The 25787-nt window shown below is 63.9% G+C and carries 30 protein-coding genes; 8 read left to right on the top strand and 22 right to left on the bottom strand.

What is annotated here, in order from left to right:
- Window positions 1–57: 57 nt before the first annotated feature.
- The 6 genes from rodA to BBF93_RS02630 form a co-directional block, all read right to left on the bottom strand.
- Window positions 58–1293 (bottom strand): rod shape-determining protein RodA, encoded by a 1236-nt coding sequence (gene rodA, locus BBF93_RS02655; RefSeq protein WP_233349243.1) that lies wholly within the window; start codon window positions 1291–1293, stop codon window positions 58–60.
- Window positions 1290–3233 carry a penicillin-binding protein 2 gene (mrdA, locus tag BBF93_RS02650; protein ID WP_035593128.1) on the bottom strand — a complete coding sequence of 648 codons (1944 nt, stop codon included), beginning with the start codon at window positions 3231–3233 and terminating at the stop codon, window positions 1290–1292. Before mrdA ends, rodA begins: the two co-directional genes overlap by 4 nt.
- Window positions 3230–3781, bottom strand: coding sequence for a hypothetical protein (locus tag BBF93_RS02645; RefSeq protein WP_035593126.1), 552 nt, complete (start codon window positions 3779–3781; stop codon window positions 3230–3232). Before BBF93_RS02645 ends, mrdA begins: the two co-directional genes overlap by 4 nt.
- Before the next feature lie 2 nt (window positions 3782–3783).
- On the bottom strand, window positions 3784–4779 hold the full coding sequence (locus BBF93_RS02640) for a rod shape-determining protein MreC (RefSeq protein ID WP_114104867.1): 996 nt from the start codon (window positions 4777–4779) through the stop codon (window positions 3784–3786).
- Window positions 4780–4816: 37 nt separating this feature from the next.
- Complete coding sequence (locus BBF93_RS02635) at window positions 4817–5857, bottom strand: rod shape-determining protein (protein ID WP_035593124.1); 1041 nt, start codon at window positions 5855–5857, stop codon at window positions 4817–4819.
- A gap of 492 nt (window positions 5858–6349) precedes the next feature.
- Entirely contained in the window at window positions 6350–8695 is a 2346-nt protein-coding gene (locus BBF93_RS02630) for an ATP-dependent helicase (protein WP_035593122.1), read from the bottom strand.
- Between the two features lie 75 nt (window positions 8696–8770).
- On the opposite strand from BBF93_RS02630, the gene BBF93_RS02625 reads away from it, so the two are divergent.
- Window positions 8771–10558, top strand: coding sequence for an AsmA-like C-terminal region-containing protein (locus BBF93_RS02625; protein ID WP_233349242.1), 1788 nt, complete (start codon window positions 8771–8773; stop codon window positions 10556–10558).
- Window positions 10559–10648: 90 nt separating this feature from the next.
- Window positions 10649–11272, top strand: a complete 624-nt coding sequence (locus tag BBF93_RS02620; protein WP_162786375.1) for a hypothetical protein — start codon at window positions 10649–10651, stop codon at window positions 11270–11272.
- A gap of 33 nt (window positions 11273–11305) precedes the next feature.
- Here BBF93_RS02620 and BBF93_RS02615 read toward each other — a convergent pair whose 3' ends face one another.
- The 3 genes from BBF93_RS02615 to BBF93_RS02605 form a co-directional block, all read right to left on the bottom strand.
- Window positions 11306–11833 carry a hypothetical protein gene (locus BBF93_RS02615; protein ID WP_162786374.1) on the bottom strand — a complete coding sequence of 176 codons (528 nt, stop codon included), beginning with the start codon at window positions 11831–11833 and terminating at the stop codon, window positions 11306–11308.
- Window positions 11834–12033: 200 nt separating this feature from the next.
- Window positions 12034–12579: a DUF3833 domain-containing protein gene (locus tag BBF93_RS02610; RefSeq protein WP_035593116.1), complete on the bottom strand. Its 546-nt coding sequence runs from the start codon at window positions 12577–12579 to the stop codon at window positions 12034–12036.
- Between the two features lie 82 nt (window positions 12580–12661).
- Window positions 12662–13768, bottom strand: coding sequence for an NADH:flavin oxidoreductase (locus BBF93_RS02605; protein WP_114104864.1), 1107 nt, complete (start codon window positions 13766–13768; stop codon window positions 12662–12664).
- Between the two features lie 118 nt (window positions 13769–13886).
- Between BBF93_RS02605 and BBF93_RS02600 the strand changes: the two genes are divergently transcribed.
- Window positions 13887–14897 (top strand): hypothetical protein, encoded by a 1011-nt coding sequence (locus tag BBF93_RS02600; protein ID WP_035593113.1) that lies wholly within the window; start codon window positions 13887–13889, stop codon window positions 14895–14897.
- 16 nt (window positions 14898–14913) lie between these two features.
- Here BBF93_RS02600 and BBF93_RS19915 read toward each other — a convergent pair whose 3' ends face one another.
- From BBF93_RS19915 to fumC, 8 genes are all read right to left on the bottom strand, one after another.
- Complete coding sequence (locus BBF93_RS19915) at window positions 14914–15039, bottom strand: hypothetical protein (protein ID WP_255417580.1); 126 nt, start codon at window positions 15037–15039, stop codon at window positions 14914–14916.
- Between the two features lie 66 nt (window positions 15040–15105).
- Window positions 15106–15297 (bottom strand): DUF4169 family protein, encoded by a 192-nt coding sequence (locus BBF93_RS02595; protein WP_114104863.1) that lies wholly within the window; start codon window positions 15295–15297, stop codon window positions 15106–15108.
- On the bottom strand, window positions 15294–15899 hold the full coding sequence (locus BBF93_RS02590; protein WP_051612112.1) for a GNAT family N-acetyltransferase: 606 nt from the start codon (window positions 15897–15899) through the stop codon (window positions 15294–15296). Before BBF93_RS02590 ends, BBF93_RS02595 begins: the two co-directional genes overlap by 4 nt.
- Window positions 15896–16192, bottom strand: a complete 297-nt coding sequence (locus BBF93_RS02585) for a hypothetical protein (RefSeq protein ID WP_035593107.1) — start codon at window positions 16190–16192, stop codon at window positions 15896–15898. Before BBF93_RS02585 ends, BBF93_RS02590 begins: the two co-directional genes overlap by 4 nt.
- Before the next feature lie 87 nt (window positions 16193–16279).
- Window positions 16280–16567 (bottom strand): PepSY domain-containing protein, encoded by a 288-nt coding sequence (locus BBF93_RS02580; protein ID WP_035593105.1) that lies wholly within the window; start codon window positions 16565–16567, stop codon window positions 16280–16282.
- An 84-nt stretch (window positions 16568–16651) separates the two neighbouring features.
- Window positions 16652–16948, bottom strand: coding sequence for a CcdB family protein (locus BBF93_RS02575; RefSeq protein WP_114104862.1), 297 nt, complete (start codon window positions 16946–16948; stop codon window positions 16652–16654).
- 4 nt (window positions 16949–16952) lie between these two features.
- On the bottom strand, window positions 16953–17201 hold the full coding sequence (locus BBF93_RS02570) for a type II toxin-antitoxin system CcdA family antitoxin (protein ID WP_035593102.1): 249 nt from the start codon (window positions 17199–17201) through the stop codon (window positions 16953–16955).
- Window positions 17202–17260: 59 nt separating this feature from the next.
- A complete protein-coding gene (gene fumC, locus BBF93_RS02565; RefSeq protein WP_035593100.1) occupies window positions 17261–18655 on the bottom strand; it encodes a class II fumarate hydratase in 1395 nt (464 codons plus the stop codon).
- Window positions 18656–18810: 155 nt separating this feature from the next.
- Between fumC and BBF93_RS02560 the strand changes: the two genes are divergently transcribed.
- Genes BBF93_RS02560 through BBF93_RS02550 form a run of 3 tightly spaced genes read left to right on the top strand, consistent with a single transcriptional unit; the run spans window position 18811 to window position 19659 of the window.
- Window positions 18811–19008 (top strand): hypothetical protein, encoded by a 198-nt coding sequence (locus BBF93_RS02560; protein ID WP_035593098.1) that lies wholly within the window; start codon window positions 18811–18813, stop codon window positions 19006–19008.
- Window positions 18998–19300, top strand: a complete 303-nt coding sequence (locus BBF93_RS02555) for a type II toxin-antitoxin system RelE/ParE family toxin (protein ID WP_035593096.1) — start codon at window positions 18998–19000, stop codon at window positions 19298–19300. The genes BBF93_RS02560 and BBF93_RS02555 overlap by 11 nt, the downstream gene beginning before the upstream one ends.
- Window positions 19297–19659: a RusA family crossover junction endodeoxyribonuclease gene (locus tag BBF93_RS02550; RefSeq protein ID WP_035593094.1), complete on the top strand. Its 363-nt coding sequence runs from the start codon at window positions 19297–19299 to the stop codon at window positions 19657–19659. Before BBF93_RS02555 ends, BBF93_RS02550 begins: the two co-directional genes overlap by 4 nt.
- Before the next feature lie 7 nt (window positions 19660–19666).
- Here the strand turns inward: BBF93_RS02550 and BBF93_RS02545 are convergent, their stop codons facing one another.
- The 4 genes from BBF93_RS02545 to BBF93_RS02530 all read right to left on the bottom strand — a co-directional run bounded on the left by BBF93_RS02545 (window position 19667) and on the right by BBF93_RS02530 (window position 22406).
- A complete protein-coding gene (locus tag BBF93_RS02545; RefSeq protein ID WP_114104861.1) occupies window positions 19667–20911 on the bottom strand; it encodes a cytochrome P450 in 1245 nt (414 codons plus the stop codon).
- 82 nt (window positions 20912–20993) lie between these two features.
- On the bottom strand, window positions 20994–21461 hold the full coding sequence (locus tag BBF93_RS02540) for a PaaI family thioesterase (RefSeq protein WP_051612109.1): 468 nt from the start codon (window positions 21459–21461) through the stop codon (window positions 20994–20996).
- Window positions 21462–21467: 6 nt separating this feature from the next.
- A complete protein-coding gene (locus BBF93_RS02535) occupies window positions 21468–21920 on the bottom strand; it encodes a PaaI family thioesterase (protein ID WP_035593092.1) in 453 nt (150 codons plus the stop codon).
- 15 nt (window positions 21921–21935) lie between these two features.
- Window positions 21936–22406, bottom strand: a complete 471-nt coding sequence (locus BBF93_RS02530; protein ID WP_114106973.1) for an SspB family protein — start codon at window positions 22404–22406, stop codon at window positions 21936–21938.
- A 214-nt stretch (window positions 22407–22620) separates the two neighbouring features.
- Between BBF93_RS02530 and BBF93_RS02525 the strand changes: the two genes are divergently transcribed.
- Window positions 22621–23859 carry an aspartate aminotransferase family protein gene (locus BBF93_RS02525; protein ID WP_114104860.1) on the top strand — a complete coding sequence of 413 codons (1239 nt, stop codon included), beginning with the start codon at window positions 22621–22623 and terminating at the stop codon, window positions 23857–23859.
- Between the two features lie 89 nt (window positions 23860–23948).
- Window positions 23949–24374: a hypothetical protein gene (locus BBF93_RS02520; RefSeq protein ID WP_162786373.1), complete on the top strand. Its 426-nt coding sequence runs from the start codon at window positions 23949–23951 to the stop codon at window positions 24372–24374.
- A gap of 7 nt (window positions 24375–24381) precedes the next feature.
- On the opposite strand, the gene BBF93_RS02515 is transcribed toward BBF93_RS02520, so the two are convergent.
- The gene (locus BBF93_RS02515) at window positions 24382–25707 is read right to left on the bottom strand and encodes an ectonucleotide pyrophosphatase/phosphodiesterase (RefSeq protein ID WP_114106972.1); all 1326 of its coding nucleotides are present in this window, start codon (window positions 25705–25707) and stop codon (window positions 24382–24384) included.
- Window positions 25708–25787 lie beyond the last annotated feature (80 nt).

The raw sequence follows: 25787 nt of genomic DNA, 5'->3' as shown, positions 1-25787 counted from the left end.
TTGGCGGGACCGTAGCGTCAAGCGGTGAGAAATCAACGCAATTGGCGCATCAGGGGGTCAAATGGGGCCGTGGGTGGTCATCTTCTCATCCCGGTGAAGATGGGCCGACAGGATCAGGCCGAAACAGGCCATGACCGTGATCAGCGCCGTGCCGCCATAAGAGATGAGCGGCAGGGGCATACCCAGCACCGGCAACAGGCCCAGAACCATGCCGCTGTTGAAGATGGTGAAAAAGGCGATGGTGGAGGTGGCCCCGATGGTGGCGAGGCGGCCAAACCAGCTGCGATTGCGCGCCGCGACCCGGAAGGACCAGACAAACAGGAAGGCAAAGACCGTGAGCAGGCCCACCGTGCCGATGAAGCCGAACTCTTCGGCGATCACGGTGAGGATGAAGTCTGTATGCTGTTCGGGCACATATTCCTGCTGGGACTGGATGCCCTGCAGATATCCCCTGCCGCTGATCCCGCCTGCCCCGATGGCGATCTTGGCCTGCTCAATCTGGTAGCTTTCGCCGAGGCCGTTTGTGGTCTGGCCGGTGATGCCGGCGATCAGCGTATCGACGCGCTGGCGCTGATAGGGCTCCAGCACGAAGGCGTAGATGGCGGGGACGGCAGCGATCCCGGCGAGGATGGCGCTGACCACATAGCGGTAACCAATGCCGGCGAAGAAGACGATCATCATGCCGGAGGCTGTCAGCGCCAGGGCGGTGGAGAGGTTGGGCTGTTTGAAGACCAGCGCGGCGGGAATGAGGATGATGGCGAGGGCGCCCAGATGCACCCAGAGCGGCAGGCTGCGCCCGTTGAGCGGCATCATGCGCTGGTAATAGCTGGCGACCGCCAGGGTGACGGCGAGCTTTGCCGGCTCTGATGGCTGCAGCACGATCGGCCCGACCTTGAGCCAGCGCGCCGCGCCCCCGCCCATGATGCCGAAGAAATCGACCAGCACCAGCAGCACGACAACGCCGAGATAGGCGAGCCAGGAGAGCCGCGCCCAGACGCCGAGCGGCAAGAGCGCCAGGAGAACCATCAGTACCCCGCCGATGGAGAGGCGCGTCAGCTGCTCACGCCAGAGGCCCGCCTCCTTGGCCGAGGGGGCCTGGACGACAGGATCCCAGCCAACCGAAAACAGCATGGCGACGCCGACAAGGCCGACGCCGAAAATCAGAAGGACAATGCCCCAGGGCATCCGCGCCAGCTTGCTGAAGGGGCCAAGCTCTGCGAACTGCAGGGTTGAGGCGGCCGTGCGCACGCGCGCTTCGCCCCTGGTAAAACCGGTGAAACCGTCACGGCTCATGCAGGGTCACCCGGCTCCGGTTCCGGCGTGGTGGAGGCGCGCTGGGCATAGGTAGGAGTGCGCCCGCTATTCATCCGGATGGCGGCGGCGAGGATATCGCGCGCCACAGGGGCCGCCGTGCGCGAGCCGCCCTCGCCATGTTCGACGATGACGGAGATCGCGTATTTGGGATTGTCCGCCGGGGCATAGGCCACGAACAGGGCATGGTCGCGCAGCTCGCGCGCGATGGCGTCGCCGCCCCGCACGACCCCGCTTGCGCGTTCTGCAGCCGTGATGCGCCGCACCTGCGCCGTGCCCGTCTTGCCTGCGAGGCGCGGCCCGCCAAGGCCAAGATCCCCCGAGCGCGTGGCCGTGCCGCCGCCTTCGGAGGTGACGCCATACATGCCCGCCTTCATCCGCTCCATGACAGCCGGATCGAGCGGCTCGTCCAGCAGGGCATCATCTTCATCATTGGGGCCAAGGCCGATCATCCGGGGACGTATCGGTGCGCCGGTGGCCGCGATCCGGGCCGTCATCAGGGCAAGCTGCAGCGGCGTGGTGCCGAGCTGCCCCTGACCGATACCGAAGTTCAGCGTTTCGCCTTCAAACCAGGGCTCACCCCGTGCCTTCTGTTTCCAGGCAGGATCGGGCACAAGGCCGCCCCGCGCGCCGGTCATGCCGAGCACCCAGGTGTGGCCGAAGCCGAACTTGCGGGAGACTTCGGCGATCTTTTCCACGCCCGCGCGCCGCGCGATTTCGTAGAAATACACGTCGCACGACTGTTTGATGGCGTCGTGCATGTTCATGGCGCCGTGCCCGCCCCGCTTCCAGCAGTGCCAGGTGCGGTTGCCGAACCGGTAATGGCCGGAGCAGCGGATACGTTCTTCCGGCTTGATCACACCGGCTTCGAGGGCGGCGGTGGCCACGACCATCTTGAAGGTCGACCCCGGCGGATAGACCCCGCCATGGGCGCGCGGATAGAGCGGCGAACGCGGATCATCCCGCAACACGGCATAATCGGCGCCGGAAATGCCGTTGACGAAGCTGTTGGGATCAAAGGCGGGTGTGGAAACCATGGCGAGGACATCGCCATTCTCGATGTCGATCACCACGGCTGCGCCGCTTTCGCCCTCGAACCGGTCAATTGCCGTGCGCTGAAGCTCGGCATCGATGGTGATGTAAAGATCCTTACCCGGAACAGCGGCCTGTTTGGGATCCTGCTCCAGTTCCCAGAGCGGGCGGCCATGAGCGTTGGCCACGACGCGGCGGCGACCGGGGCGGCCCCGCAGCCAGTCTTCGGCAAAGCGTTCCATGCCCTGGCGGCCGGTGCGCATGTCCGGATGGCGGAACATTTCCTGATAGATGCGCCGGTCTTCGGGCACGAGGCCGTCTGTCATCCGCTCAAGATCCTCGGCGCTGGCGCGGGCAACATAGCCCAGCACATGGCCGAAATCGCGCCCGCGCGGATAGGACCGGGTGGACGCCATCTGCACGTCGACACCCGCCATCTCCACGGCATGCACCTGCATGCGGGAAAATTCCTCGAAGGTCAGCTCCTGCGCAACAATCACCGGCAGGAAGGCTGCGTTGCGGCGGCGGGCGTTGCGGATTTCCTCGACCAGCCTTTCGCGGCGGGCATCGGGCAGGTCAATCAGGTTGGAAATGCGATTGAGGACCGTTTCGGGATCGCTCATCTGCTCGGGAATGACGGAGACGCGGCCTGCCTGGCGCTGGGACGCGAGGGGGCGCCCGAACCGGTCGAGGATCTGGCCACGCTCGGGCGGGGCCATCACCAGTTTCACATGGTTGGCCTCGGCCAGATCCTGATAGCGCTCTGCCTCCAGGAACTGCAGCTGGAACAGGCGGCCCACCAGCGTGGCCCAGACAATTCCTCCGACCCCGGCCGCCATGAACATGCGGCGGTCGAACATCTCATCGGCATTCTTGCTCTTGCGGCTCATGTCGTCTGCCCCGGTGGTTCACCTGGCCTGCGCCCGAGATCGAACATGCGATATCCCACGAGATACACAAGCCCTGTCGTGATGATGGAAGCCAGGATCGGCGTGGAACGCACAAGATGATCGCTTGTGACGCTGGCGAATATCCAGATCAGCACCAGCGCCACGAGCAGCATGACCACGGGGCCCAGCACCGCCACGAAGGCATCGCGCATGCCGTCTGTCTGCTGCGTAAAGCCCGCGCTCAGTCCGTACACGGCCAGATTGATGACCGCAAAGCATCCCAGCGGCGCGTTGGATACGATGTCCTGCATCAGGCCGAACAGCAGCAAGAGGATCATCGGGCGAATGGCGAGCCCCACCTTGCCCCAGCCCATCGCGCCCCAAAGGGCAGCAAAGGGCCAGGCAATGGCAATGCCGAAAATTTCACGCGGCAGCATGCCGATGGCGCCGGTCAGCACGATGAAGAAAGCGCCGAAGGCGAGCCGGGCACTTGGCGCTGTCTGGCTCCACAGGGACTTCTTCCGCCGTCTGAGCTTTCCGCTGGCCATGTCTATTGCCCCCCGGGTGTGGGGCTGGCCTCGGGAGGCGCGGCCTGGGCGGCGCCGTCATCCGGCGGGCTGGCAGCGGCGGAGGGCTCAGGCTGCGGCGCGGGCGCCGGCTGGGTTTGCGGGGCGCGCGCCGGGGCGGTCTGCGCGGAGGGCTCTGCAGGCGTTTCCTGCGGCGGCGGCGCTTCGGTGATGGGCGCCAGGATGACCGGCGGCTGGATCATGCGGACATAGGTGCCGCCATGATCACGCATGGCGAGGCGGACACGCCAGCCACTGGTATCCTTGCGGGCCGAGCCGACCACCAGTCCGCGCGGATAGGCGCCGCCATCCCCGGAGGTGAGGATGCGCTCGCCTTCCACGAAATCGGCGTCTTCGGGCAGGTCGCTGAGGCGGCCGCCTTCCCGGTCCTGGCCATACATGATGGCGCGTACGCCGGAGACCTCGCCCAGCACCGGCAGGCGGCTGGAGTAATCGCTGATCAGCAGGATGCGCGAGGACCGCTCGCCCAGATGCACGACGCGGCCGACCAGCCCGCCTTCATTGACAGCCACCGCGCCCGGCTCAACCCCCTGAAGGCGCCCGGCATTGGCCAGCAGCGTCTGGGAGAACGGCCCGTCGACTTCGGTGGTCACCCGCGCGGTGACCCCCTTCTCCGGGGGCTCGCCCATCAGGTTGAGGATGCGCTCATAGGCTTCGAGGCGATCAGCCATGGAGATGGCGGCGGCCTTGTAGCGGGCGAGATCGCGGACTTCGTTTTCAAGCTCGCGGATGCGGCGCTCGCGCTCGGCCTGGCCGGTGATGCGGGCCCAGAGGCTGATCTCGCTGGGCGCGCGCAGCCGGTCGCTGACCGTGGTGCGGGCGGGGACGAAGAAGGCGGAAATCTGCGGCGCGGTCTGGGCGAGCACCAGCGCAAACGCGGCCGCCATCAGCACGCCAAGCGTCAGCCGGCGCGCCCCGCGAGCCGCAGTTTTCTGACCTGATGGTCCGAAGCGCGCCATCTATTCTGGCTCCCTCGCCGTCCGCGCTGCCCGCGACTCAGACTTCCGGGCAGAGGACGCTTTTCATTTTTGAATAATTTTCGAGGACATGGCCACAGCCATTGACCACACATTTCAGCGGATCGTCCGCGATCATCACAGGCAATTGGGCCTGGTTGCGGATCACCGCGTCGAGATTGCGCAGGAGCGCGCCCCCGCCGGTCAGCACGATGCCCCGGTCCACAATGTCAGCGGCGAGTTCGGGTGGCATGGCTTCGAGCGCGATCTTCACAGCGTCCACAATGTCGGTGACGGGCTCTTTCAGCGCTTCGGCGATCATCGCTTCGGTGATCTCGGTTTCCTTCGGAACGCCGTCCAGCGTGCCGCGGCCACGAACGGTGAGGGCCATGCCGGTGCCGTTTTCCGGCGGCATGGCGGTGCCGATCTCTTTCTTGATCCGCTCGGCCGACATTTCGCCGATGAGGATTTTCTGCTCGCGGCGCAGATAGTTGACGATGGCCTGGTCCATCTTGTCACCGCCGACGCGCACCGAGCGCGAATAGACGATGCCGCCAAGGGAGAGGACCGCAACTTCCGAGGTGCCGCCGCCGATATCGACGACCATCGAGCCCGCCGGATCGTCGATCGGCAGGCCGGCGCCGATGGCAGCGGCCATCGGTTCCTCGATCAGCTCGACATGGCGGGCGCCGGCGGCGAGCGCGGACTGGTGGATGGCGCGGCGCTCAACGCTGGTGGCGGAGCTGGGCACGCAGATGATGATGAGGGGCGACACGAACGCCCGGCGGTTATGAACCTTCCGGATGAAGTGCTTGATCATTTCCTCGGCGACTTCGAAGTCTGCAATCACCCCGTCGCGCATGGGGCGGATCGCCTCCATGTTAACAGGTGTCTTGCCGAGCATGTTTTTCGCCTGCTCGCCGACCGCATAGACGATCTTGCGGCCGCCCTGCGTCATGTAGGCGACGACGGAGGGCTCATCGAGCTGAACGCCCTGACCCTTCACATAGACGAGTGTGTTTGCGGTCCCGAGGTCAATGGCCATGTCTGTGGACAACAGGCCGAGGAGGCTACCGATCATGCTGTTCTCAAGCTCTTTCTGAAACGGTCCGGATCGTTCCGTCCGACAACGCGCGCATTCCTGATATCAGCCCCATACATCATGTGCCGTTAACGCCGCTTTAAAGCAAGGTCCGCTCATCACATAATCGGAACGAACCGTTCTTATATTGGGGATGCACTGATTCCAAAGGCCGTGAGCGCTGCCTTGGCCGTTGCCTGCGCAGCAGGCATGGAACGCAGCGTACACTAAATGTAAACAGTTTGCGGAATTTTGTTAACCTTTGGCCTCCCGGCGGAGGAGGTCTCGTGAGCCTGAGCGGAAGATGAACGGTTCGTTCGGATGGCGTTTGCCTGGCATGTGGGAAGGTGATCCTGCAGCGCCGGAGAAGGCAAGCGCACCACGCTTCAACCCCTCTCCCAGCCGTAATGCGAGTGTTCGCCGGACGCCCCCTGCCCCTGAACCGGGCTCCGGCTTCAGCCTCCCGGCGCTGCAAACCTCCCCGGCTTGAGATCAGGCCTTGGTAACGAAGGTGGCGATCACCTTCTTGCGGCCGGTCTTGTCGAAATCCACCGTCAGCTTGTTACCCTCGGTGAAAGCAACTCGGCCATAGCCGAACTTGTCATGGAAGACGCGGGCGCCGGTGATGAAGCCGGAGGTGCCCGACGCCGTGGCAGTGAGCCCGGCGGCGTCGCGGGGGGGCGTGCCTGTGGGTTTGCCGGCGTTTTCCTTCAGGCGTTTCCAGCCGGGGCTCTGATAATCGGAGCGTTCGCCCAGATCCTCGATCGTGCCGGTGAAGGCATCTGAGCCTGCCGGGAGACCGGAATAGCCGGTTTCGGAGACGGCATCGACATGTTCGGGCGGCAGCTCGTCAATGAACCGGCTGGGCATGACGGCCTGCCAGCGGCCATAGATCTGCCGGTTGGCGACGAAGGAGATGTAGCAGCGCTGCCGGGCGCGCGTGATGCCGACATAAGCGAGGCGGCGCTCTTCCTCGAGGCCCTTGAGACCGCTTTCATCCAGGCTGCGGCGGGAGGGGAAGACCTCTTCCTCCCAGCCGGGCAGGAACACCATCGGCCATTCGAGGCCCTTGGCGCCATGGAGGGTGAGGATCTGCACCTGGTCTTCGCCGCTGCCGCCGGCGGCGGCATCCATCACCAGTTCGATGTGTTCGAGAAAGCCTGCGAGCGAGTCGAACTCGCCCATGGCGCGGACGAGTTCCTTGAGGTTATCGAGCCTTCCCTGCGCCTGCGGGCTGCGGTCTTTCTGCAGCATGTCGGTATAGCCGGACTCTTCCAGGATCATCTCGGCGAGTTCGGTATGGGGCATGCCGCCGGCGAGCTTGCCGCGCCACATGTTGATCTGGTCGATGAACTGGGTGAGGCCGCGTTTGGCGGCGCCTTTGATCTCGTCAGTCTGCAGGACCATGGGCGTCAGCACGAAAAGGCTGCGGCCATCGGCGCGGGCATAGGATTGCAGCTTGGCGAGGCTGGCGTCCCCCACCCCGCGCTTGGGTTCGTTCACGACGCGCTCGAAGGCAAGGTCGTCGTCTGGTGAGCGGATGAGGCGCAGATAGGCGAGCGCGTCCCGGATCTCGGCGCGCTCGAAGAAGCGCGGGCCGCCGATCACGCGGTAAGGGATGCCCAGAAGGATGAAGCGTTCCTCGAAGGCGCGCATCTGCCAGGAGGCGCGCACCAGCACGGCGCAGTCATCATGCTTGCCGCCCGAGCGGACCCAGCTTTCAATGTCATCCGCGATCAGGCGGCTTTCCGCCTCGCCGTCCCAGAGGCCGCGCACCTTGACCTTGGGCGCGTCGGCGTCCTCGTTCACTGCGCTGTCATTGCCGACATAGAGCGCCTTGCCGAGGCGGCCCTTGTTATGGGCGATGATGCTGGAGGCGGCGGCCAGGATATGCCGGGTGGAGCGGTAGTTGCGTTCCAGCCGGACCACCTTGGCGCCGGGAAAATCCTTCTCGAAGCGCAGGATGTTATCCACCTCCGCCCCGCGCCAGCCATAGATGGACTGGTCGTCATCGCCCACGCAGCAGATGTTGCGGGAGCCCTGCGCCAAGAGGCGCAGCCAGAGATACTGGGCGACGTTGGTATCCTGATACTCGTCGACCAGAATGTAACGGAAGCGCTGGTGGTATTCCCGCAGGATGTCCGGATTTTCCTGGAAGATCGTGATATTGTGGATGAGCAGGTCGCCGAAATCGCAGGCGTTCAGCACTTTCAGGCGCGCCTGGTAGATCTCGTAGCATTTGATCGCCTTGCCATTGCCGAAGAGCTCCGCCTCTTCCGGCGGCACACGGTCCGGTGTCAGCGCGCGGTTTTTCCAGCCATCGATGAGGCCGGCGAGATAGCGCGGTGTCCAGCGCTTGGGGTCAAGGTTTTCGGCCTGGACGATCTGTTTGCAGAGGCGGATCTGATCGTCGGTATCGAGGATGGTGAAGCTGGATTTGAGACCCACGAGCTCGGCATGTTTGCGCAGTATCTGGGCGGAGATGGAGTGGAACGTTCCGAGCCATCTCAGCCCCTCGCCGGCGTCTCCCAGGAGGTGCAGCGCCCGCTCGCGCATTTCGCGGGCGGCCTTGTTGGTGAAGGTCACCGTCAGTGTCTGAGAGGGAAAGGCAAGCCGGGTGGCGATGATATGGGCGAGGCGCGTGGTCAGCACGCGGGTCTTGCCGGTGCCCGCGCCTGCGAGCACGAGCAGCGGGCCATCGGTGTGCAGCACAGCCTCGCGCTGCTCCGGGTTCAGCCCCTTGAGATAGGCGGCGCCCTCCCCCGCTGCGGCAGGCGGACGGGCGGCGGCCATCTGGCTGATCGAAAGACGATTCGGATTGGAACTCATCAGGAACATATAGCAGGCCCTGACATAATGGGCAGGCCGGACTGCATTTTGTGAACCCGATTGTATGTGATGCGTTAGGTAAGAATGCCGGACCTCAAGCTCCCCCGCGCCGTTACCGTTGCGTTTTCCGTGATCGTTACCCTGATAGGGGCGCTGGTGCTGCTGCTGGCATTGATGACCTTTCCGCCCATCGGCACGCCGGTGACCAATATGGCCCTGGGCGTTGCCGGACCTGACGGGGCCTCCGTGAGCCGCGCCCATACAAGATTTTCGTCGCTGAACACGGTTGTTTTTCAGGGACTTGAGGCGGACCGGGCCGAGATTTCTTCGGGATCCGTGCGGCTGAATTTCTTGGGGTTTCTGCCTGGTGTGGCATGGATTTCCCGCGCCGAGGCACGCGACGGGTTCATTGCGGTGGAGCGGGGACAGGACCGGGATGAAGGCATCACGATCCCGCAGGTGCGGCGGCTGATCGACGAAGTGGCGCTGACTGATATTGACGTGCGTTATACCCGCCGCGGCGAAACCAACGTGATCAGCATCAGTGAGGCGTCCGGCTCCCTTCGCGCGGGCTCTGTGCAGCTGAAAGCGGCTGGTGGGCGCTCGGAACTGGAGTTTGCGGGCAGCGCCGAGGCCTCCACCCTGAACGCTCTGGCTGGCCAGTTGCGCCTGCGCGGCGAGAATTTTGCCGATTTCGCCTGGGTGGCCGGCTTTGCTGCGCCGAACACGCCGCCTTATGACGCGGTGGCCGACATCCGAATTGAGCGGAACCTCTGGACCATCGATTTCCAGCCGGACACGAGGATCGGGGATAGCGACCTTGCCGGGCCACTGACCATACGCACGGGCCAGGACACCCCGGTGATCGAGGCGGACCTGCGCTCAGCCAATCTCGACTTTGACGATCTGGGCATCCTCTTCGGCATCCCGATCGGCGTGGGGGCAGATGAAACCGCCAATGAAGAACAGGCCGAAGCCCGCGCCGCACTCGACGCCAGCGGGCGGCTGATCCCCGACGCAACCATCGATTTCACGCGGTTGGATGCCGTTGATGGCACGATCCGTTTCGCAGCCGATGAGGTGAGCGATGCGATCTTTGATATCCGGGGCCTGAAGCTCGAATTCGAGATCGAAGGCCGGGTGGTGCGCGCGCCGGTTCTGGAGCTGAGTTTCGCCGAAGGGCAGCTGGCCGCCTATGTGACGCTGGACGGGTCGCAATCGCCGGCCATGACGACCGCCGAGGGCGAGCTTACCGGCGTGCCGTTCAACAATCTTGCCGCCGATCCCTATGTGCGCGGCACCGCCTATGGGGAGTTCAAGCTGGAGGGGCGCGGCGATGGCTTCCGTGATACGGCGGCCACCCTGGACGGACGGGTCTCACTCTGGTCGCAGAACGCGCAGTTGCTGGCGCTGGTGGCCGAGGCCTCCGCGCTCGACATTCCCAACACGCTTGCGCTGCTGGACGAAAACGAAGGCGAGCAGACCTATGCGCCGACAAGCTGCGCGGTCGCCTCCCTCGCGCTTCAGGAGGGTGTCGGGCGGGCCGATCCCGTTCTCTTTGATACCGAGAAGCGGCTGGTGGTGGTGACGGGGGACGTAAATCTCGGCAATGAAACCATCGATCTCAGCGTTCAGTCTGACTCCAAGGATCCGTCCTTCGCGACGCTTGCAGTGGACGTTAAGGTGGGGGGCACGTTCCGGTCGCCGGAGCTGTCTGCTCTCGGCCCGGAAACGGTTCTGCAGATCGGGGCGGCGGCCGTGCTCGGCAGTATTACCGGTGGCCTCGCCGCCCTGCCCTTCATCGAACTGGGCGAAGCCTCGGATGCGCCGTGCGCGGATATTGTCGCCCGCGCAGAACAGACACGGGAGTAAGTGTTCCGTTTGCCCGCCCCCTCGTTCGGGGGAATTGACCTGTTTGCGGCGATTGTGACGCCTGTAGAGGTAACACACCCGGGCGGCGCCATGCACTCTTCCCCTTCCAGGACAGACTTCCGCTTCAGCCTGGCCGACCGGCTGGGCATTGCCCTTGCCACGGCACTGATCTGGCTGATGCTGGTGGGCATGGCGTGGGCGGCAACTGTCCTCCTGCTCAGCGGCGAAGGAGCGGCAGCGCTGGCGCTCGGCGGGGCCGCCCTCCTGTTCTTGCTGCTGGGCAACATCATCCTGCGGGACTGCCTGATGCGGTGGCGCTGGCGGATGCTGCTCGGCGACGCGCAGGCAGCGCTGCTTCTGCCGCCCGGACGTTTGCTGTTCGGCCCGGCCCTAGCCGTGGCGGAGACGGTGAGCTTTGCCGCCATCCGGCAGATCGAATGGCGCGAGGAAGTCACTTCCAGCCTGGGGCTGACGACCATCAACCGCGTCTACGGTGTGCGGCTCAAGGATGGGGGCGTGATCCTTCTGGGCGAAGACCGGCCGATCCCGAAGACCAGCAGCTACACAAAGCTTATGAGAGACGCCGCGGACGCGCTGGCGAAGGCGGCCGGCGTGCCAGTGCGCCAGCTTGAGACGGCCCGGGGAGACGGCGGCTTCCTGACGCTGTGGGGCGCGCGCCGGCCGGACTGGCCGGGCACCCATGCAACGCCCTGACCCACCCGGTGGCCATGCCGGAAGCCGGCGCGATCAGACCACCTCTGCGACGGCACGCGACAGCGCATCCGGCCCGAGACCGCGCCGCCTTGCCTCAGCCAACCAGTATTGCTGGCGGATTGCAGGATGCTTCAGATCGATAGTTCCTGCAGGCGTCCTGAACAGGAAAGCGAGATATTTGTAGTATCCAAAAGCCATGGCACCGCGCACGTCGATGTCTTCTTCCCGAAGCGCCGCGACACTTACCTTTCTTTCGGTGAACCGCACGCCGTCCTTGCCGACATGGGATATGCCGACAAGCACGGGCGACACCTCAGGTGTCAGGCCTAGAAGCTTCGGAAAGAGCCGCTCCTTGATATCAGCCAGCTCGCGATAGGCCCGCTTGCGCGCCGTGAGGGCGCCCAAGGGGCCAACGATGTTGGCGAGCGCGCCGGAGAACAAGGAACCGAAAATGAAGATGAAGAAAATGCTCAGAGAAAGAATGGAGCCCAAGAGAAAAAAGCCGAGGACCGCAGTGGCTATATAGAGCCATGGCAGGCGAGCCGTGGTTTCCGCGATCATGCGCCGCTTTATGTCGATGAGCTTTAGCTCGTGAGAGATGTCTTCCAGAACATCATCTATTGTGCGCACGCGCGGCGTTCTTTCAGCCCCGGCTTCCCCGCCGCTGCGATATTGTGACCGTCTCGACATACTGCCCCCTTCAGCCTCGGAAAGCAGTAGAACAGCGGCGGACCTCCCTGCAAGCCCTGAGATTGCAGAGATCAGCCCTTCCTGAACGCAATGGTTACCTGGCCGATTTCGATGCCGTAGCGGGTGACATAGGCGCGGTTGAGAAGCACATCGTCCTGCATCAGGAACATCCAGTCATTGAAGCCGACATTCCAAATGCTGCCGCCGACCTTCAGGTCGACCTTGTATTTCCAGTTGAAGGCATTGCCGGAGACTTGCCCTTCGGCGATGCCGGTGACGTCCCCTGCCGTACCGCGATACCGTCCGTCGCCGAGGACATCGATTTCCCAGATGCGGGTTTCCCGCTCACCATCATCATAGAAAAACTCTTCGGTGAGCGTCAGGCGGTCGCCTTCCAGCTCACCCACAATGTCCACCTTGAACTGGCGGCGGACCTTGCCGAACCGATCCTCGAACAGGCCGTAGGCGGTCGTCTCGCCGAGAAAGTATTCCTCCAGCACGAGCTGGCGCGGGGCGGCCTGGAATTGTTCGAGGGAGGAAGAAGAGGCGCAGGCTGTCGCCGTTGCCGAAGCAACGCCGGCAGCCAGCACATTCGCAACGCGGCGGGCATTGGGCATGGGTCAGGTCCGGTCTGCGGGTTGAACTTGTTCTCCCTTACGCAGACCGGACCCGACTGGATTTCCCGGCAGAGGCGCCGTCTCAGAAAAGCGTGGCAAGCGCCTTGCCGTTATAGTCGGCAATCTCGGTGAAACGGCCTTCCTTGACCTTCCTGGCCCATTCGGGGTCTTGAAGGATGGCGCGGCCGACGGCGACGAGATCAAATTCTCCCCGGTCGAGGCGTTCTTCGAGGTCGCCCAGCGAACGCTGCGATGCGCCCTCGCCGGCGAAGGCCTTCTCGAAATCGCCATTGAGGCCGACCGAGCCGACCGTGATGGTGGGCAGGCCGGTCAGCTTCTTCGCCCAGCCGGCGCCATTGAGGCCGTTTTCGCCGTCAACGTCCGGGAATTCCGGTTCCCAGTAGCGGCGCTGGGACACGTGGAGACAGTCAACGCCCGCGTCCACGAACACTTTCAGGAAGGCTTCCAGCTCCTGCGGGGTGGGGGCGAGGCGTGCGGTATAATCCTGCTGCTTCCACTGCGAATAGCGCAGGATGATCGGATAATCCGGGCCGACTTTCTTGCGGATCTCGCGGATGATGTCGCCGCCAAAGCTGGCGCGGTCGGCCAGGCTGCCGCCGTATCTGTCGGAGCGCTTGTTCATCGCGTCCCAGAAGAACTGGTCGATCAGATAACCATGGGCGCCGTGGATTTCGAGCGTGTCAAAGCCCAGACGCTTGGCGTCTGCCGCGGCATCGGCATAGGCCATCACCATATCGTCGACCTCGGCGGTCGTGGGCTCGGGCAGGATCTGCTTGCCGGTATGGGTGATGCCGGAGGGGCTGTCGGTCGGCGCGTCCGGCTCTGGCCCTGTGCCGGTCTTGCGCACCATGCCCTGGTGCCAGATCTGCGGAGCGATCTTGCCGCCTTCGGCATGCACTCTGGAGACGACGCGGGCCCAGCCATCAAGGGCGTCGGCCTTGTAGAAGTTGGGAACGTTGGGGTCGTTGGAGGAGCCGCCGCGGCGCACGGTGGTGCCCTCGGTGACGATCAGGCCGACATCGGCCGCCGCCCGGCGCGCATAGTAATCCGCCACATTGTCCCCCGGCACACCGCCCGGCGAATAGGAGCGCGTCATTGGCGCCATCACGATACGGTTGGGCAGTTCCAGGTTTTTCAGCCGGAAGGGCGTGAACAGGGTCCGGGTCATCAGCTATTTCCTTGCGCTTTTGCAGGCGATGAGTTGGGCAAGTGTCCGGTCTGCGTCAACCATTGACGTTAAAGGAATGCAGGGGCACGCCTGAACGGACGCTTTAGTGGGGATAATAATGCGACATCTGTTTGTTCTGCTCGGAGTTCTGAGCGCTGCGGCCGCCTGCCAGACGCCGGGATATGATTATGCCGCCCGCGCCGCGCCAAACTATGCCGAAGCGCTGAATTATACCGATGTCGGCGTGGGCCGGTTCCGGGGGCCGGCGGGCGATGTGGCCGAGGCAGAGTTCCAGGCGCTGATCGACAATACCCGGCTGGAGGGCGCGCCCTGGTTTACCGTGATCGACCCCGGCCGCCCCCAGGGCATCTATGAAGGCGAAGTGCTGATCGCCGGCTTCAACCGCGAGACCAGCTTCAAGCGGGAGCGGCGCTGCGACAAATACAAGGGGCTGTTCGACTGCGAGCGGCATGTCGTGATCGAGATGCGCTGCCCGAAAGACATTGTGGATGTGACCGTGAGTGCCACGCTGGTTGATTTCCACACGGGCCGGGCCGTGTTCACCTCCACCCAGGGCGGCGCCACCGAGCGCGAAGACTGCTATGATGTGGCCGAATATCCCGACACGGATCAATCCACAGGGCCGTTCGGAGAGGTCATCCGCGAACCCCTTCCCCAGTGGGATGCGCCGATCGGCATGATCGCCGACGCTGTGGCCGCGGCCATCCCCGGCTTCCGCCGCGACATTGCCCCCTACATGACAACATTGCGGGCAGAGATCGTGGAGAAGCCGCTGGTGCCCGAGGAGGCGGGCGATCCGCGCTTTGCCGCTGCCGTGAAGGCCACGCGCCGCGGCGAATACATCGGCGCCTGCGCGCAGTGGCAGGAACTGGCCACTGCCTATCCCAAGGCGCCCGGTATCCTGCATAATCTTGCCGCCTGCACCGAGGCGCGCGGCGATCTGGCCGGGGCGCACCTGCTCTACGCGCAGGCAGCCGAAATCGCGCGCGGCATTCCCCTGCTCAAGGACAAGGATGCCCAGCCGATCTTCGACGCGCTCGGGCGCATCTCACAGGGACGGTATGAAAACAGCCTGATTGATCAGGTTCAGAACCCGCGCAGGTATTGATTTGTCCCGGAAGGGATCAGCCCTGAAAGAGGCCAATCAGAGGGATGCCTGCGGCGCTTGCTTCAGCCGCGATGCCCCAGATGACGCCTGAGCCAAAGGCCGTAAGGGCAAAGACCGTCTTGAGCATGACACGCTTGAACATGGACGGCCCTCCCGCACTGATACAGCCGGTGATTTCAGTGCAAGTTCCGGGCCTGTCAACGCTTTTTTAACCTTCCTTGCCAGGATCTTGATGGCGGTGCGCATCCGTTAACTTTTTGAGCTTCTCTGTGCGGGCCTGGTCCAGCGTTTTCTCAGCCTTGGTGCGGCCGAATTTGGCGCGGTTTTCCTTCGCGCGCTGTTCCTTGCCAGCCTTCTCTTTAGCCTTGCGGAACTTGTTAAGATTGACCGGATCGCTCATGCGCGCGCTGCCACGTCAGCCGGGAGGCGCGCGTCCAGCCTGGCTTTCACCTCTGGCCACTCCGTATCCAGAATGGAGAAGAAAGCCGTATCGCGCACAAATCCGTCGGGCAGCGTCTTGTGATTGCGCAGCACCCCTTCCAGCTTCGCGCCAAGTTTCAGCACAGCCGCCTTGGAGCGCTCATTCCGGTTATCGACCTGATATTGAACCCGCCGCGCGCCCCAATCCTCGAAAGCATGACCCATCAGCAGCCGTTTGCAGGACGGATTGATCACCGTACCCTGAGCTTCCGGGGCATAGCAGGTCATGCCGACCTCGACGCTCTTGTTCCCCTCGCTGGGGTCCAGAAAGCTGGTGATGCCGAGGAAGGCGCCGTCTTCTGGCCGCGTCACGGCGAAGGGGATCATTGTGCCCGATTCTGTCCGCTTGCGGATGGCTTCAATCCATTCGCCCACCCAGTCTCCAGGGCCTCGATGTGACCACAGCCGGAAGATTTCGGGCGCGCGCTCAGCCAGCGCGTAAAGTTCCGGCCGATCCGCCCCGGCCACAAAAGGCCGCAGGCGGACAAACCGGTTTTCCAGCGTCAGCGCGCCGAGGCTCATTCCTTGTGGCTTTCCCGCCATTGTTCCATGGCCAGCGAGATGGCGAAGGTTTCCCGGTATTTCGGGCTGGAAGCCGGGCGCGGCGGGCGCACTGCCGTCATCGCCATGATCTCGGCCAGCTTGTTGTGCGCCGCGCCGGACTGCCCTGCCCCGATATAGGCGTGCAGTTCCACCAGCGCGGACGAGAGGGGGTCATGCGCGCGGATGACGAAATAGGGCTCATCCTCTGCCAGCTTGCCCAGCACATCGAACTGAGAGGGATTGGACTTCGAGCCGACGGGCGACTTGGACATGGGGCCTGACCTTTCTGGACGCAGGTGATTCTATTCCCGCATCCTACTCCCGGCCCGGCGCCCCGTCAGCCCGGACATACCGCCGCCTCAGCGGCCAGACCGGTCCACGCGCACGACGGCGCCGGTCATTCCGTCCACTTCGACGGTCATTTTCTGTCCCTCGGAGCTGCGGCCTTCGACGCGCCAGACGCCCCGGCGGGCTTCCACACGGAGCACCTCCTGGACGCCCTGTGCCCGGGCGATGTCCACCGCCGTCGCGCGGGAAACCTGAAATCCGGCAAATGAGCGGTCATCGCCCCCGCGCTGGGCAATCGCGGGGGCGGCTGAGCCGGACGCAATGAGAAGGGCTGCAAAAAGTATACGGAGCCGGGACATGACAGAGTCCTCCCAAGTTTCAGTCCCTCTTATCAGCGCGGGGCCAAACGGCGGATGAACAAAGGGCAGTCTGACTGCAAGAAGTCAGATGCCGAAGAAGAGGCGATTGATGGCCTTGGCGATGGGGTATTCATAGGCAGCCAGACTCGTTTCGGCTGCCCCGAGATCGCCCCGATGCACGGCCGCCATCAGATGGGTTGCCACGAGAAACGCTTCACCGCCGATTTCGACCCTGGGCGTAACGACTTCGAGTTCCAGCTTTGCCTCTGCCGGATAAAGCGGCGCGACCATCAGGACCGGCCCCGTATCGAGTCCCGGATATTGCAGCACGACAACGCGCTGAGCCGTTTGCCTGATCCGATGAACGCTAAAGACCGCCATACCCTCAGAACAGCCTGAGCCCGTCAGACCAGAGGCCTTCTTCCTCGATCTTCCGGTGCCATGCTTCGATGGCGGCGCTGTTGCGTTCACGCCAGAGGCGCATTTCCTCGGCGCGGGTGGCAAGGCGGATCGCCTCTTCCGCCACGGCCGAAAGGTTGATGCCCACCGCCTTCGCCTCGGCCACGAGAATTTCGTCGACCGTGATGCTGACACGGGCCTTGGAGCGGTTGGGCGGGCGATAGGGGGAGTTCATGCGCACAACTTATACGCATAAATGATGCGCAGGACTACCCCCCGCCCGCCTCCGGCGCCTTATGCCGGGTCGGGCCCGATCATTTTTTCCGGGCGCACGATGGCGTCGAAGTCTTCCTCGGAGATGCCGAGGGCAAGGGCTTCGATTTTCAGGGTGGTGCCGTTCTTGTGCGCTGTCTTGGCGACCTTGGCGGCCAGATCGTAGCCGTATTTCTCCTTCAGCGGCGTCACCAGCATCAGCGAGTTTTCAAGGCCGCGCTGGATATTGTCGAGGCGCGGCTCGATGCCGACGACGCAGTTCTCGGTGAAGGACACCGCCGCATCGGCCAAGAGGCGGACGGACTGGAGGAAGTTGTAGGCCATCATCGGGTTGAACACGTTGAGCTCGAAATGGCCCTGGCTGCCGGCGAAGGCGATGGCGGTGTTGTTACCGGCGATATGGGCGGCCACCTGGGTGATCGCTTCGCACTGGGTGGGGTTCACCTTGCCCGGCATGATCGACGACCCCGGCTCATTCTCCGGCAGCGCCAGCTCGCCAAGGCCCGAGCGCGGGCCCGAACCGAGGAAGCGGATATCGTTGGCGATCTTGAAGCAGCTCATGGCGACCGTCGTGATCGCGCCATGGGTGAACACCATCGCGTCATGGGCGGCCAGCGCCTCAAACTTGTTGGGGGCGGAGGTGAATTTCAGACCCGTGATCTGCGCGATCTTCTGCGCAACTGCTTCGGCAAAGCCTGCGGGCGAGGCCAGGCCGGTGCCGACTGCCGTGCCGCCCTGGGCGAGTTCCATCAGCATCGGCAGCGTCATCTCAATGCGCTTGATGCCGTTCTCGATCTGCTGGGCGTAGCCGGAGAATTCCTGGCCGAGGGTAACCGGGGTGGCGTCCTGCGTATGCGTGCGGCCAATCTTGATGATGTCTTTCCAGGCGTTTGCCTTGTCGTTCAGCGCGTTGCGCAGCACCTGCAGCGCCGGGATCAGCCGGTGGACGACCTCTTCGGCGCAGGCGATGTGCATCGCGGTCGGGAAGGTGTCGTTGGACGACTGGGACATGTTCACATGGTCGTTCGGGTGAACCGGCTTTTTCGAGCCCATCTCCCCGCCCAGCATCTCGATGGCGCGGTTGGAGATCACCTCATTGGCGTTCATGTTCGACTGCGTGCCCGAGCCGGTCTGCCAGACGACGAGGGGGAAATGCGCGTCGAGCTTGCCCTCGATCACTTCCTCGGCGGCCCTGACGATCACCTTGCCCAGTTCGGGGTCCATCTTGCCGAGCGCCATGTTGGCTTCGGCGGCGGCTTTCTTGACGATGCCGAGGGCGCGGATGATCGGGGCGGGCTGCTTCTCCCAGCCGATCTTGAAGTTCCCCAGCGACCGCTGCGCCTGCGCGCCCCAATACTTGTCCGCCTCGACCTCGATGGGGCCGAAAGTGTCCGATTCTGTCCGGGTATTGGTCATGGGGTGGCTCCTGAAGCTCAGCTGAAGCAATGTCGCCGGGCGGTTTAGCCCCCCAATCCCCTGCCATCAAGCGGTGAGCCCGCCTCTTTCCCTCGGAGAATGGACGAGGCACGGCAGGTCTAGGCATCGCCACCGATCAAAGCTATCTTTGGTCTATGGCCGACACAGCTTCTCCGTCGAATGATCCGCTGGATGCCTTCCGGGCGCTGGAAGCAGATTTCACCGTCACGCCCGAGCATGATGCCTGGATGCAGGCAGAGATCCGCAAGACATTGAAGGCCAAGACAGATAGCCAGATGACGTACCGGCCTCTGGAAGCCGTGGCGCGCAGGTTCCTCCCCGATGCACATTAGGCTTTCGGCCGATGCCGAAGCCGATCTGGAACAGCTTGCTGAATGGCTCCAACCCCGCAGCGCGCAAGGCTTGGACCGCCTTCTAACCGCCGTCTTTACAACACTTGCGCAACTGGAGGGCTTTCCCCTGCTGGGCAGGGAAGGCCGTGTTGAAGGCACACGCGAACTTGTGGTGCCTCGAACCTCGCTGATCGTGATCTATACCCTGCCTGACGCCTACCATTTGGACGTCGAGCGCATTCTCGACGCCCGCCAGAAATATCCTCCGGAAGAGGATGGTTCTTTGAAATGATTTCAGACTGGATTTCCTCCGGCAAAGTCCGCGCGCGCATCACCGAGGATGGCGCGCTGGAAGTTTCGTGCACCGGCCTGACGACGCAGACGAAATACTATAAAACCCTGCTGAAGGAGTTCTTCCGCAAGGACTTCCCGCGCCTGCGGCCGGGCTATGGCGATTACAGCGTGCATATCGTGATGGAATATGCCGGCACGGCGCCCTGGATGGACCTCGACAATCTGGCCAAGGCCCTGCTCGACAGCCTCTGCGGCAATGTGTTCGAGGACGACCATCAGGTTGCCCGCCTGCTGGTCGAGCGGCGGCAGGCGGAGCGCGACGGGATCTGGATGCTGGCCGAAGCGATGGACGGCTAGAGCGCCCTCACGCCTCCACGATCAGCGTCTCCAGACCCCGGAAGAAGGGCAGCGGCCGCCACACCAGATCCTGCTCCGGCAGGCGCAGGTTAGGATACCGCGACAGCAATTTGAGATACACCTGCCTTGCCTCGATCCGCGCCAGCGGCGCCCCGATGCAGATATGCGACCCGCCACCGAAGGCGACATGGCCCGTGCGCTTGACGGCAATGTCAAACACTTCCGGCGCCTCGAAGATTTCCGGATCGCGATTGGCCGCCGGCAGCATCATCCAGACCGGCTGCCCCTGGCTCATCGGGCAGCCGCCCACCGTGCGTGCATCCGGCACAATGCGGGACGACATGGTGACCGGCGCCTCATAGCGCAGCACTTCCTCCACCGCCTGCGAGGCAAGCTGGGGCTGGGCACGGAGCAGAGCCGCCTGGTCCGGATGGGTGAGGAACAGCCAGATGCCATTGCCGATCAGGTCTGTGGTCGTCAGGTTTCCGCCAACGAGCAGCCCCAACAGATTGGAGCGGAGTTCCTCGTCGCGCAGGTCTGCTTCGCCGCTCCCCTGCATCTGGACAAGGTCCGTAACCAGATCATCCTTCGGCGCGGCGCGGCGGGCTTCCATCAGTTCGGTAAAGTAGGCCATCAGCGCCATGCCGCCGGAGAACAGCTGCATGTCTTCTTCCGGCGTCCGCGTGGGTTTCAGACCGAGAATCACCTGTTCAGACCATTTTCGGAATTCAACCAACCGGTCTTCATCCACGCCCAGAATGCGCGAAATAACGAGAATGGGGATCGGCACCGCGATCAGCTCCATCAGGTCAAACCGGCCAGCCAAAGGCGCCGCATCGATCACCGAATCGATCATCGCCTCGATGTCCGGACGCATGCGGTGAATGCGGGCATAAAACGCTTTGGCAATCGGCAGGCGGACGCGGGAATGATCTGGATCGTCCAGGAACAACATGCTCAACGGGGCTTCCTGGGGAGGTTCCTGATCCTCGCGGGCGGCGCCCCCACCCGCCAGCGTGCCCCGCTCCGCCTTTGAGGGATGGCGCACAAAGCTGCGATCGTTCGAGGTCTCGCGGATGTCGCGATACCGCGTCAGCAACCAGGTCTTGATCGTCTCATCCCGCATCACGGGGCAGCTTTCCCGCAAGGCCTTGAGCAGAGGATGTGGATTGTCCCGCGCTGCCGGATTATCCGGCATCAGTTCCAGAATGGTTTGTGTCACGCCTTCCGGCGGCCGGTTCCCGTCAGCCATGGCCGGTTTCCTCCCAATGACTCTATGGGACTAGTGTAACCGATATCCGGAAGGTTGGCGCCCCATCACGCGGGGGCAGGCCCTATGGCTGGTGATTCCTGGCGTCTGCATCGCCCAGCGGCACCGCGCGCGGGATGCAGCTGGCGGTGGCCTGAGCCAGCAGCGTGCCATCTTCAAGACGCAACCAGCCTTCGGTAAAGATCGCCTGACGCCCCCGGCGGATGACCTCTCCCCGGCCGAGAATGCGCCGGCCGACCGGAACCGGGCGGATGAAGCTGATCGTCATCTGCAGCGTCGGCGCCATGGCTGGCCCATCCTGCACCATGGAGCCGGCAAGGCTCATCACCTCATCGAGCGCGGCGGTGACCATACCGCCCTGAGCGTCGCCTGCCGGATTGGAAGCCTCACGCGGCAGGAGGAATGCAGCCTCGCACCATCCGGCATCAACGTCCCAGCCAAGGGGCTCAAAGCCGAGAAACTGCGTGGCCGGCGGCATGTGGGAGGGATTGGAAAAAATCGCCTGCCAGTAGGCTGCCTTGTCGAAAGCCATGGACACTCAGAGCCGCTTGAAGGCCATCGGGATCGCGGTGGCCGTGGCGCGCGCAACGAGTTCGCCGTCTGCATCGAAACAGTCTGCCTCCATGAAGGCAGCGGATTTGCCGAGCTTCAGGATGCGCGCCTCGACGCTCGCCTTGCCGGGCATCAGGCGCTTCAGGTAGCTGGTCTTCATTTCCAGCGTCGGCGCCGTCATGGTGACATTGGACGCGATGATCACTGCCGTGCTCATGGCTTCGTCCAGCATGGCCGCGATGAAGCCGCCCTGCACCGCGCCGGTGGGGTTGGCAAAGCTCGGCGAAACGTCGAACTCCATCTTCACCCATTGCCTGTCCTGATTCAGGTCCGCCAGGCGCATACCGAGCGTCTCCGAACAGGGCGGGCGTTTCTTGGAATTCTGGAACCGCGCCAGCATTTCGGCGTCGGTAACGCGGGGTTTCTCTTCGGTGCTCAATGTGCCTGTCCGGGCTTACTTGCGCCGGAACGCATCGAGACTGACCACCGTTTCGCCAGCGGCCTTCTGCGTCGGCGCAGGCTCCTCAACCGGCGCAGCCGTTGCCGGGGCAATGACGCCGGCATCCTTGGACTGGGCTTCAAACGCGATACCGAAATTCACCGAAGGATCCACAAAGCGCGTGATCGCCGCCAGCGGGATCGACAGGTGCTGGGGCACGCCGGAGAATTTCAGCACGACTTCAAAATGCCCGTCATGCACTTCCAGATCCCAATACTGGTGCTGGATCACGATGGTCATCTCTTCCGGGAAGCGCTGCACGAGCTGGGGCGGAATCTTCACGCCGGGCGCCCGCGTGCGGAAGGAAATGTAGAAATGGTGCTCGCCCGGCAGGCCGCCATTGGTCTTCCCGCGGCGCAGCGCTTCGCGCACGACACCGCGCATGGCTGCCTGGGAAAGCGCTTCGTAACCGATATAGTCCGTCATGCTGGCGCTCTGCATCCCCGTTAATTTTTCGTTTCAGGTACAAACTAAGGCGGTGGCTTTAGCCTCGCAACGGGCTTCGCACAACGGGCGAGGTTTTTCTTTTCCCCAGCGCTTTTCGGGTGACAAGAACAGGTAACCTGCAGCGGGTGGCCAGTGGGGGAGTTCGCCTCTACTCTCCTGCGCAAACAGAGCCTGAAAACGGAGGAGGACCGCCATGCAGATGCCCAAAGAGGGCCGCCCCTGGGACGAGGTGCGCGCAGAAATGCTGAGCCGCGGCGCAGGCGATGTGGCCTGGCGGGAAGGCAAGACGGCGGTTTATGTCTTCAATGCGGGGGAGGATGTACACGCCCTCCAGCATGAGGCTTATGGCCTGTTCATGGCGGAGAATGGCCTTGGCCCCCTCGCCTTCCCCTCGCTGGCACAGATGGAGAAGGATGTGATCTCCATGGCGCTCGGCCTGCTGCACGGCCCGGAGGGCGCGGCGGGCGCCATCACCTCCGGCGGCACCGATTCGATCACCATGGCGATCAAGACCGCGCGGGATTATGCCCGCGCCAATGGCAAGCCTAAGGACCGCGCCAATATCGTTATTCCCCGTTCCGGCCACCTGGCCTTCCACAAGGCCGCGCTGCTGATGGACATCGAAATCCGCAGCGTGCCCCTGAAAACCGATGGCAGCTATGAAGCCGACCCCGCCGCTATGGCGGAGGCCATCGACGAGGCCACGATCATGATGGTCGGCTCGGCCCCGAACTTTCCCCACGGCATCATAGACCCCATCGCCGAGCTCGGCAAAGTCGCCGAGGAGAAAGGCGTGTGGCTGCATGTGGATGCCTGCGTCGGCGGATACTTTGCCCCCTTCGCGCGGATGAACGGCGTGCCCGTGCCGGACTTCGACTTTGCCGTGCCTGCGGTGAAATCGATGAGCGCGGACCTGCACAAATATGGCTACTGCGCCAAGGGCGCCTCGACGGTCCTCTTCCGGTCAGCCGACCTCTACAAGCACATGCCGTTCACCCTGCATGACTGGTCCGGCGCGCCGATGAAAACGCCCACACTGGCAGGCACGCGGCCGGGCGGCGCCATCTCCGCGGCTTGGGCGGTGATGAATGTGCTTGGCGTCTCCGGCTACCGCGAGAAGCAGAGCCTTGTCTGCCAGACGCGGGAGCGAATCGAGGACGGCGTGCGCGCGCTCGGCTTTGAAGTGCTCGGGCGCCCGCTGCTCGGCCTCGTCGCCTTCCGCCATCCGGAAGCAGACACGCTCGCCCTCTACAGCGCGATGCGCCAGCGCGGCTGGTTCACCTCCTTCACGGTGGAGCCGCCAAGTTTGCACCTGATGCTCTCGCCCAAACATGCCGAAGTGGCCGATGATTACCTCGCCGACCTCGGCGCGTGTCTGGCGGCAGTGAAGGCCGGCAATACCCCGCCGAAGGTGGAAGCGCGTTATTCCTGACCCCGCAAATGTCCGGATTTGACCGTGAATGGGGTTAGAGAGGGTGCAAGCGGAATTCTGGCTTGCGACTTCTTGAGGGATACAAGGCCATGACACGCACCTTCCTAGCTGCCGCTCTTTTCGCGGCTACGCTTTCACTCTCCGGCTGCGGCGGACAGACAGGAGAGACTGACGGTCAGAGCATCACCCGGGCGTCGTCAGGCAAGGACATGGCGTCTGCCTATGTCAAGGAAATGACCCGCGTGGCCGACGCGCTGGACGGTGTGACCGATGAGGCCAGCGCGCGCGCCGCAGCCGCGGAGATTCGCACCGCGGCGCTGGGCATGAAAAACCTGACGGAGGCCCTGGAAGGGTCGGGCATGAAACAGGTGGAAGCCGCTGCGGCCCTCAGCGCCCGCGCGCAGGATATCGGCGCCGCGCAGATGCGGATCATGGCGCGGATGAATGAGCTGCAGCAGAACAATCCTGAACTGGCGGGCCTCGTCGGCGAGGAAATCGACCGGCTGTCGGACTGATACGCCCCTATCGCGCCGCCGGGCAGCGCCCGCCGGTCACCTGCTCCACCACCGCCGGGTCGCCATCGGTTTCTGCCGGCTCGATGCCGAGCGCGCAGGCGATCATCAGATAGACGTTCACATTCTCGAACGGGGCGGTCATCTCCCCTTCCGGGAAGACCGGGCCAGCGGCGATGAAGGTGGCCGCCATGGTGGGATGGAGATTGTCATAGCCGTGCTGGCCGGGGATCGGCGCGCGCCAGCCGCCGAGATTGGCATTGCGCACCGACCAGCCCGGATCGGCCACGAGGAAGAGATCCGGCCCGCGCGTCGGGTGGTCGAAATGATAGTGCGCGGGCATCTCGCCGCGCTTGTAGACATGGATATGCTCGTCGAAATTCTTCAGGCCCTGATAGGCTTTCTCCAGCGCTTCGCCCTCGCCATAGATGTGCAGGAAGGGATGGTTGGAGCCGCCATAGGGGCCGTTGAACTGCGGCACGTTCAGCGCGGTGAGGTCCAGGAACTGGCCGATGTCCAGCACCTTGGCCGGATCCACCCACACCATGCCATGGTCTGACACCACGAACACGGTGGTGCGTTCCAGCAGGCCGCGCGCGCCCAGCCCTTCGACGAGCTGGCCAACATAGCCATCCACCTCGGCAACCGCTTCCTTTGCCTTGTCAGACCCCGGCCCGAAATAATGCGCGGCTGTGTCCACCCGGTCGAAATAGATCGCAGCGAAACGGGGCCGCTCAGCTTCGGGCGCATCATACCAGCCGAGCACTTCGTCCACCCGGTCCTGATAGGGCTTGTTGTGTTCATAGGGCGTCCAGCGCGTGGGGCGCACACCATCATGAGCCACTTCCGAGCCCAGCCAGAACATGATGGAGGTGGGCAGGCCCTGCTTTTCAGCGGTGATCCAGATCGGCTCGCCCTGCCACCAGCGCTCCTCCTGCGGGCCGGTGGCGCGGTCGAACTGCTCATCGGCGGCTTTGTCATAGGGATAGTTCTCCACCATCCCGTGATGCTTGGGGTAAAGGCCGGTCGCCAGCGAATAGAAGTTCACGAAGGTCACGCTCGGCATCACCGGGCGCATGGCTTCGGCCCGCACGCCGCGCGCGGCCAGCGCCTTGAGATTTGGCGCGTCCCAGCGGTCGATCATCGGCGGGTTGAGCCCGTCCAGCCCGATCATCAGCACCAGAGGCGCCTCGGCAACCGGCGGGGCCGCGTCTGTCTCGGTGATCTGCGGCGAGAGAAGCGATGCGGGCGGGGGCACTTCATTTTGCGCGGACTGGCATGCGGCCATCAAGACCGCTGCCACTGCCGAAATCATCCCTGCCCTGAACCGACCCATGCCCTGCTCCTCCGTGCCATCGGCAAACATGTTTCAGCCTTAGACCCTGAATGTAGCGGCGATGTGAAGCCCAGGAACTG

This window comes from Hyphomonas sp. CACIAM 19H1, from assembly GCF_003325995.1.
GTDB classification, from domain to species: domain Bacteria; phylum Pseudomonadota; class Alphaproteobacteria; order Caulobacterales; family Hyphomonadaceae; genus Hyphomonas; species Hyphomonas polymorpha.
The sequence above is the reverse complement of the archived record's forward strand: the minus strand, read 5'-3'. Positions and strand labels throughout refer to the sequence as shown.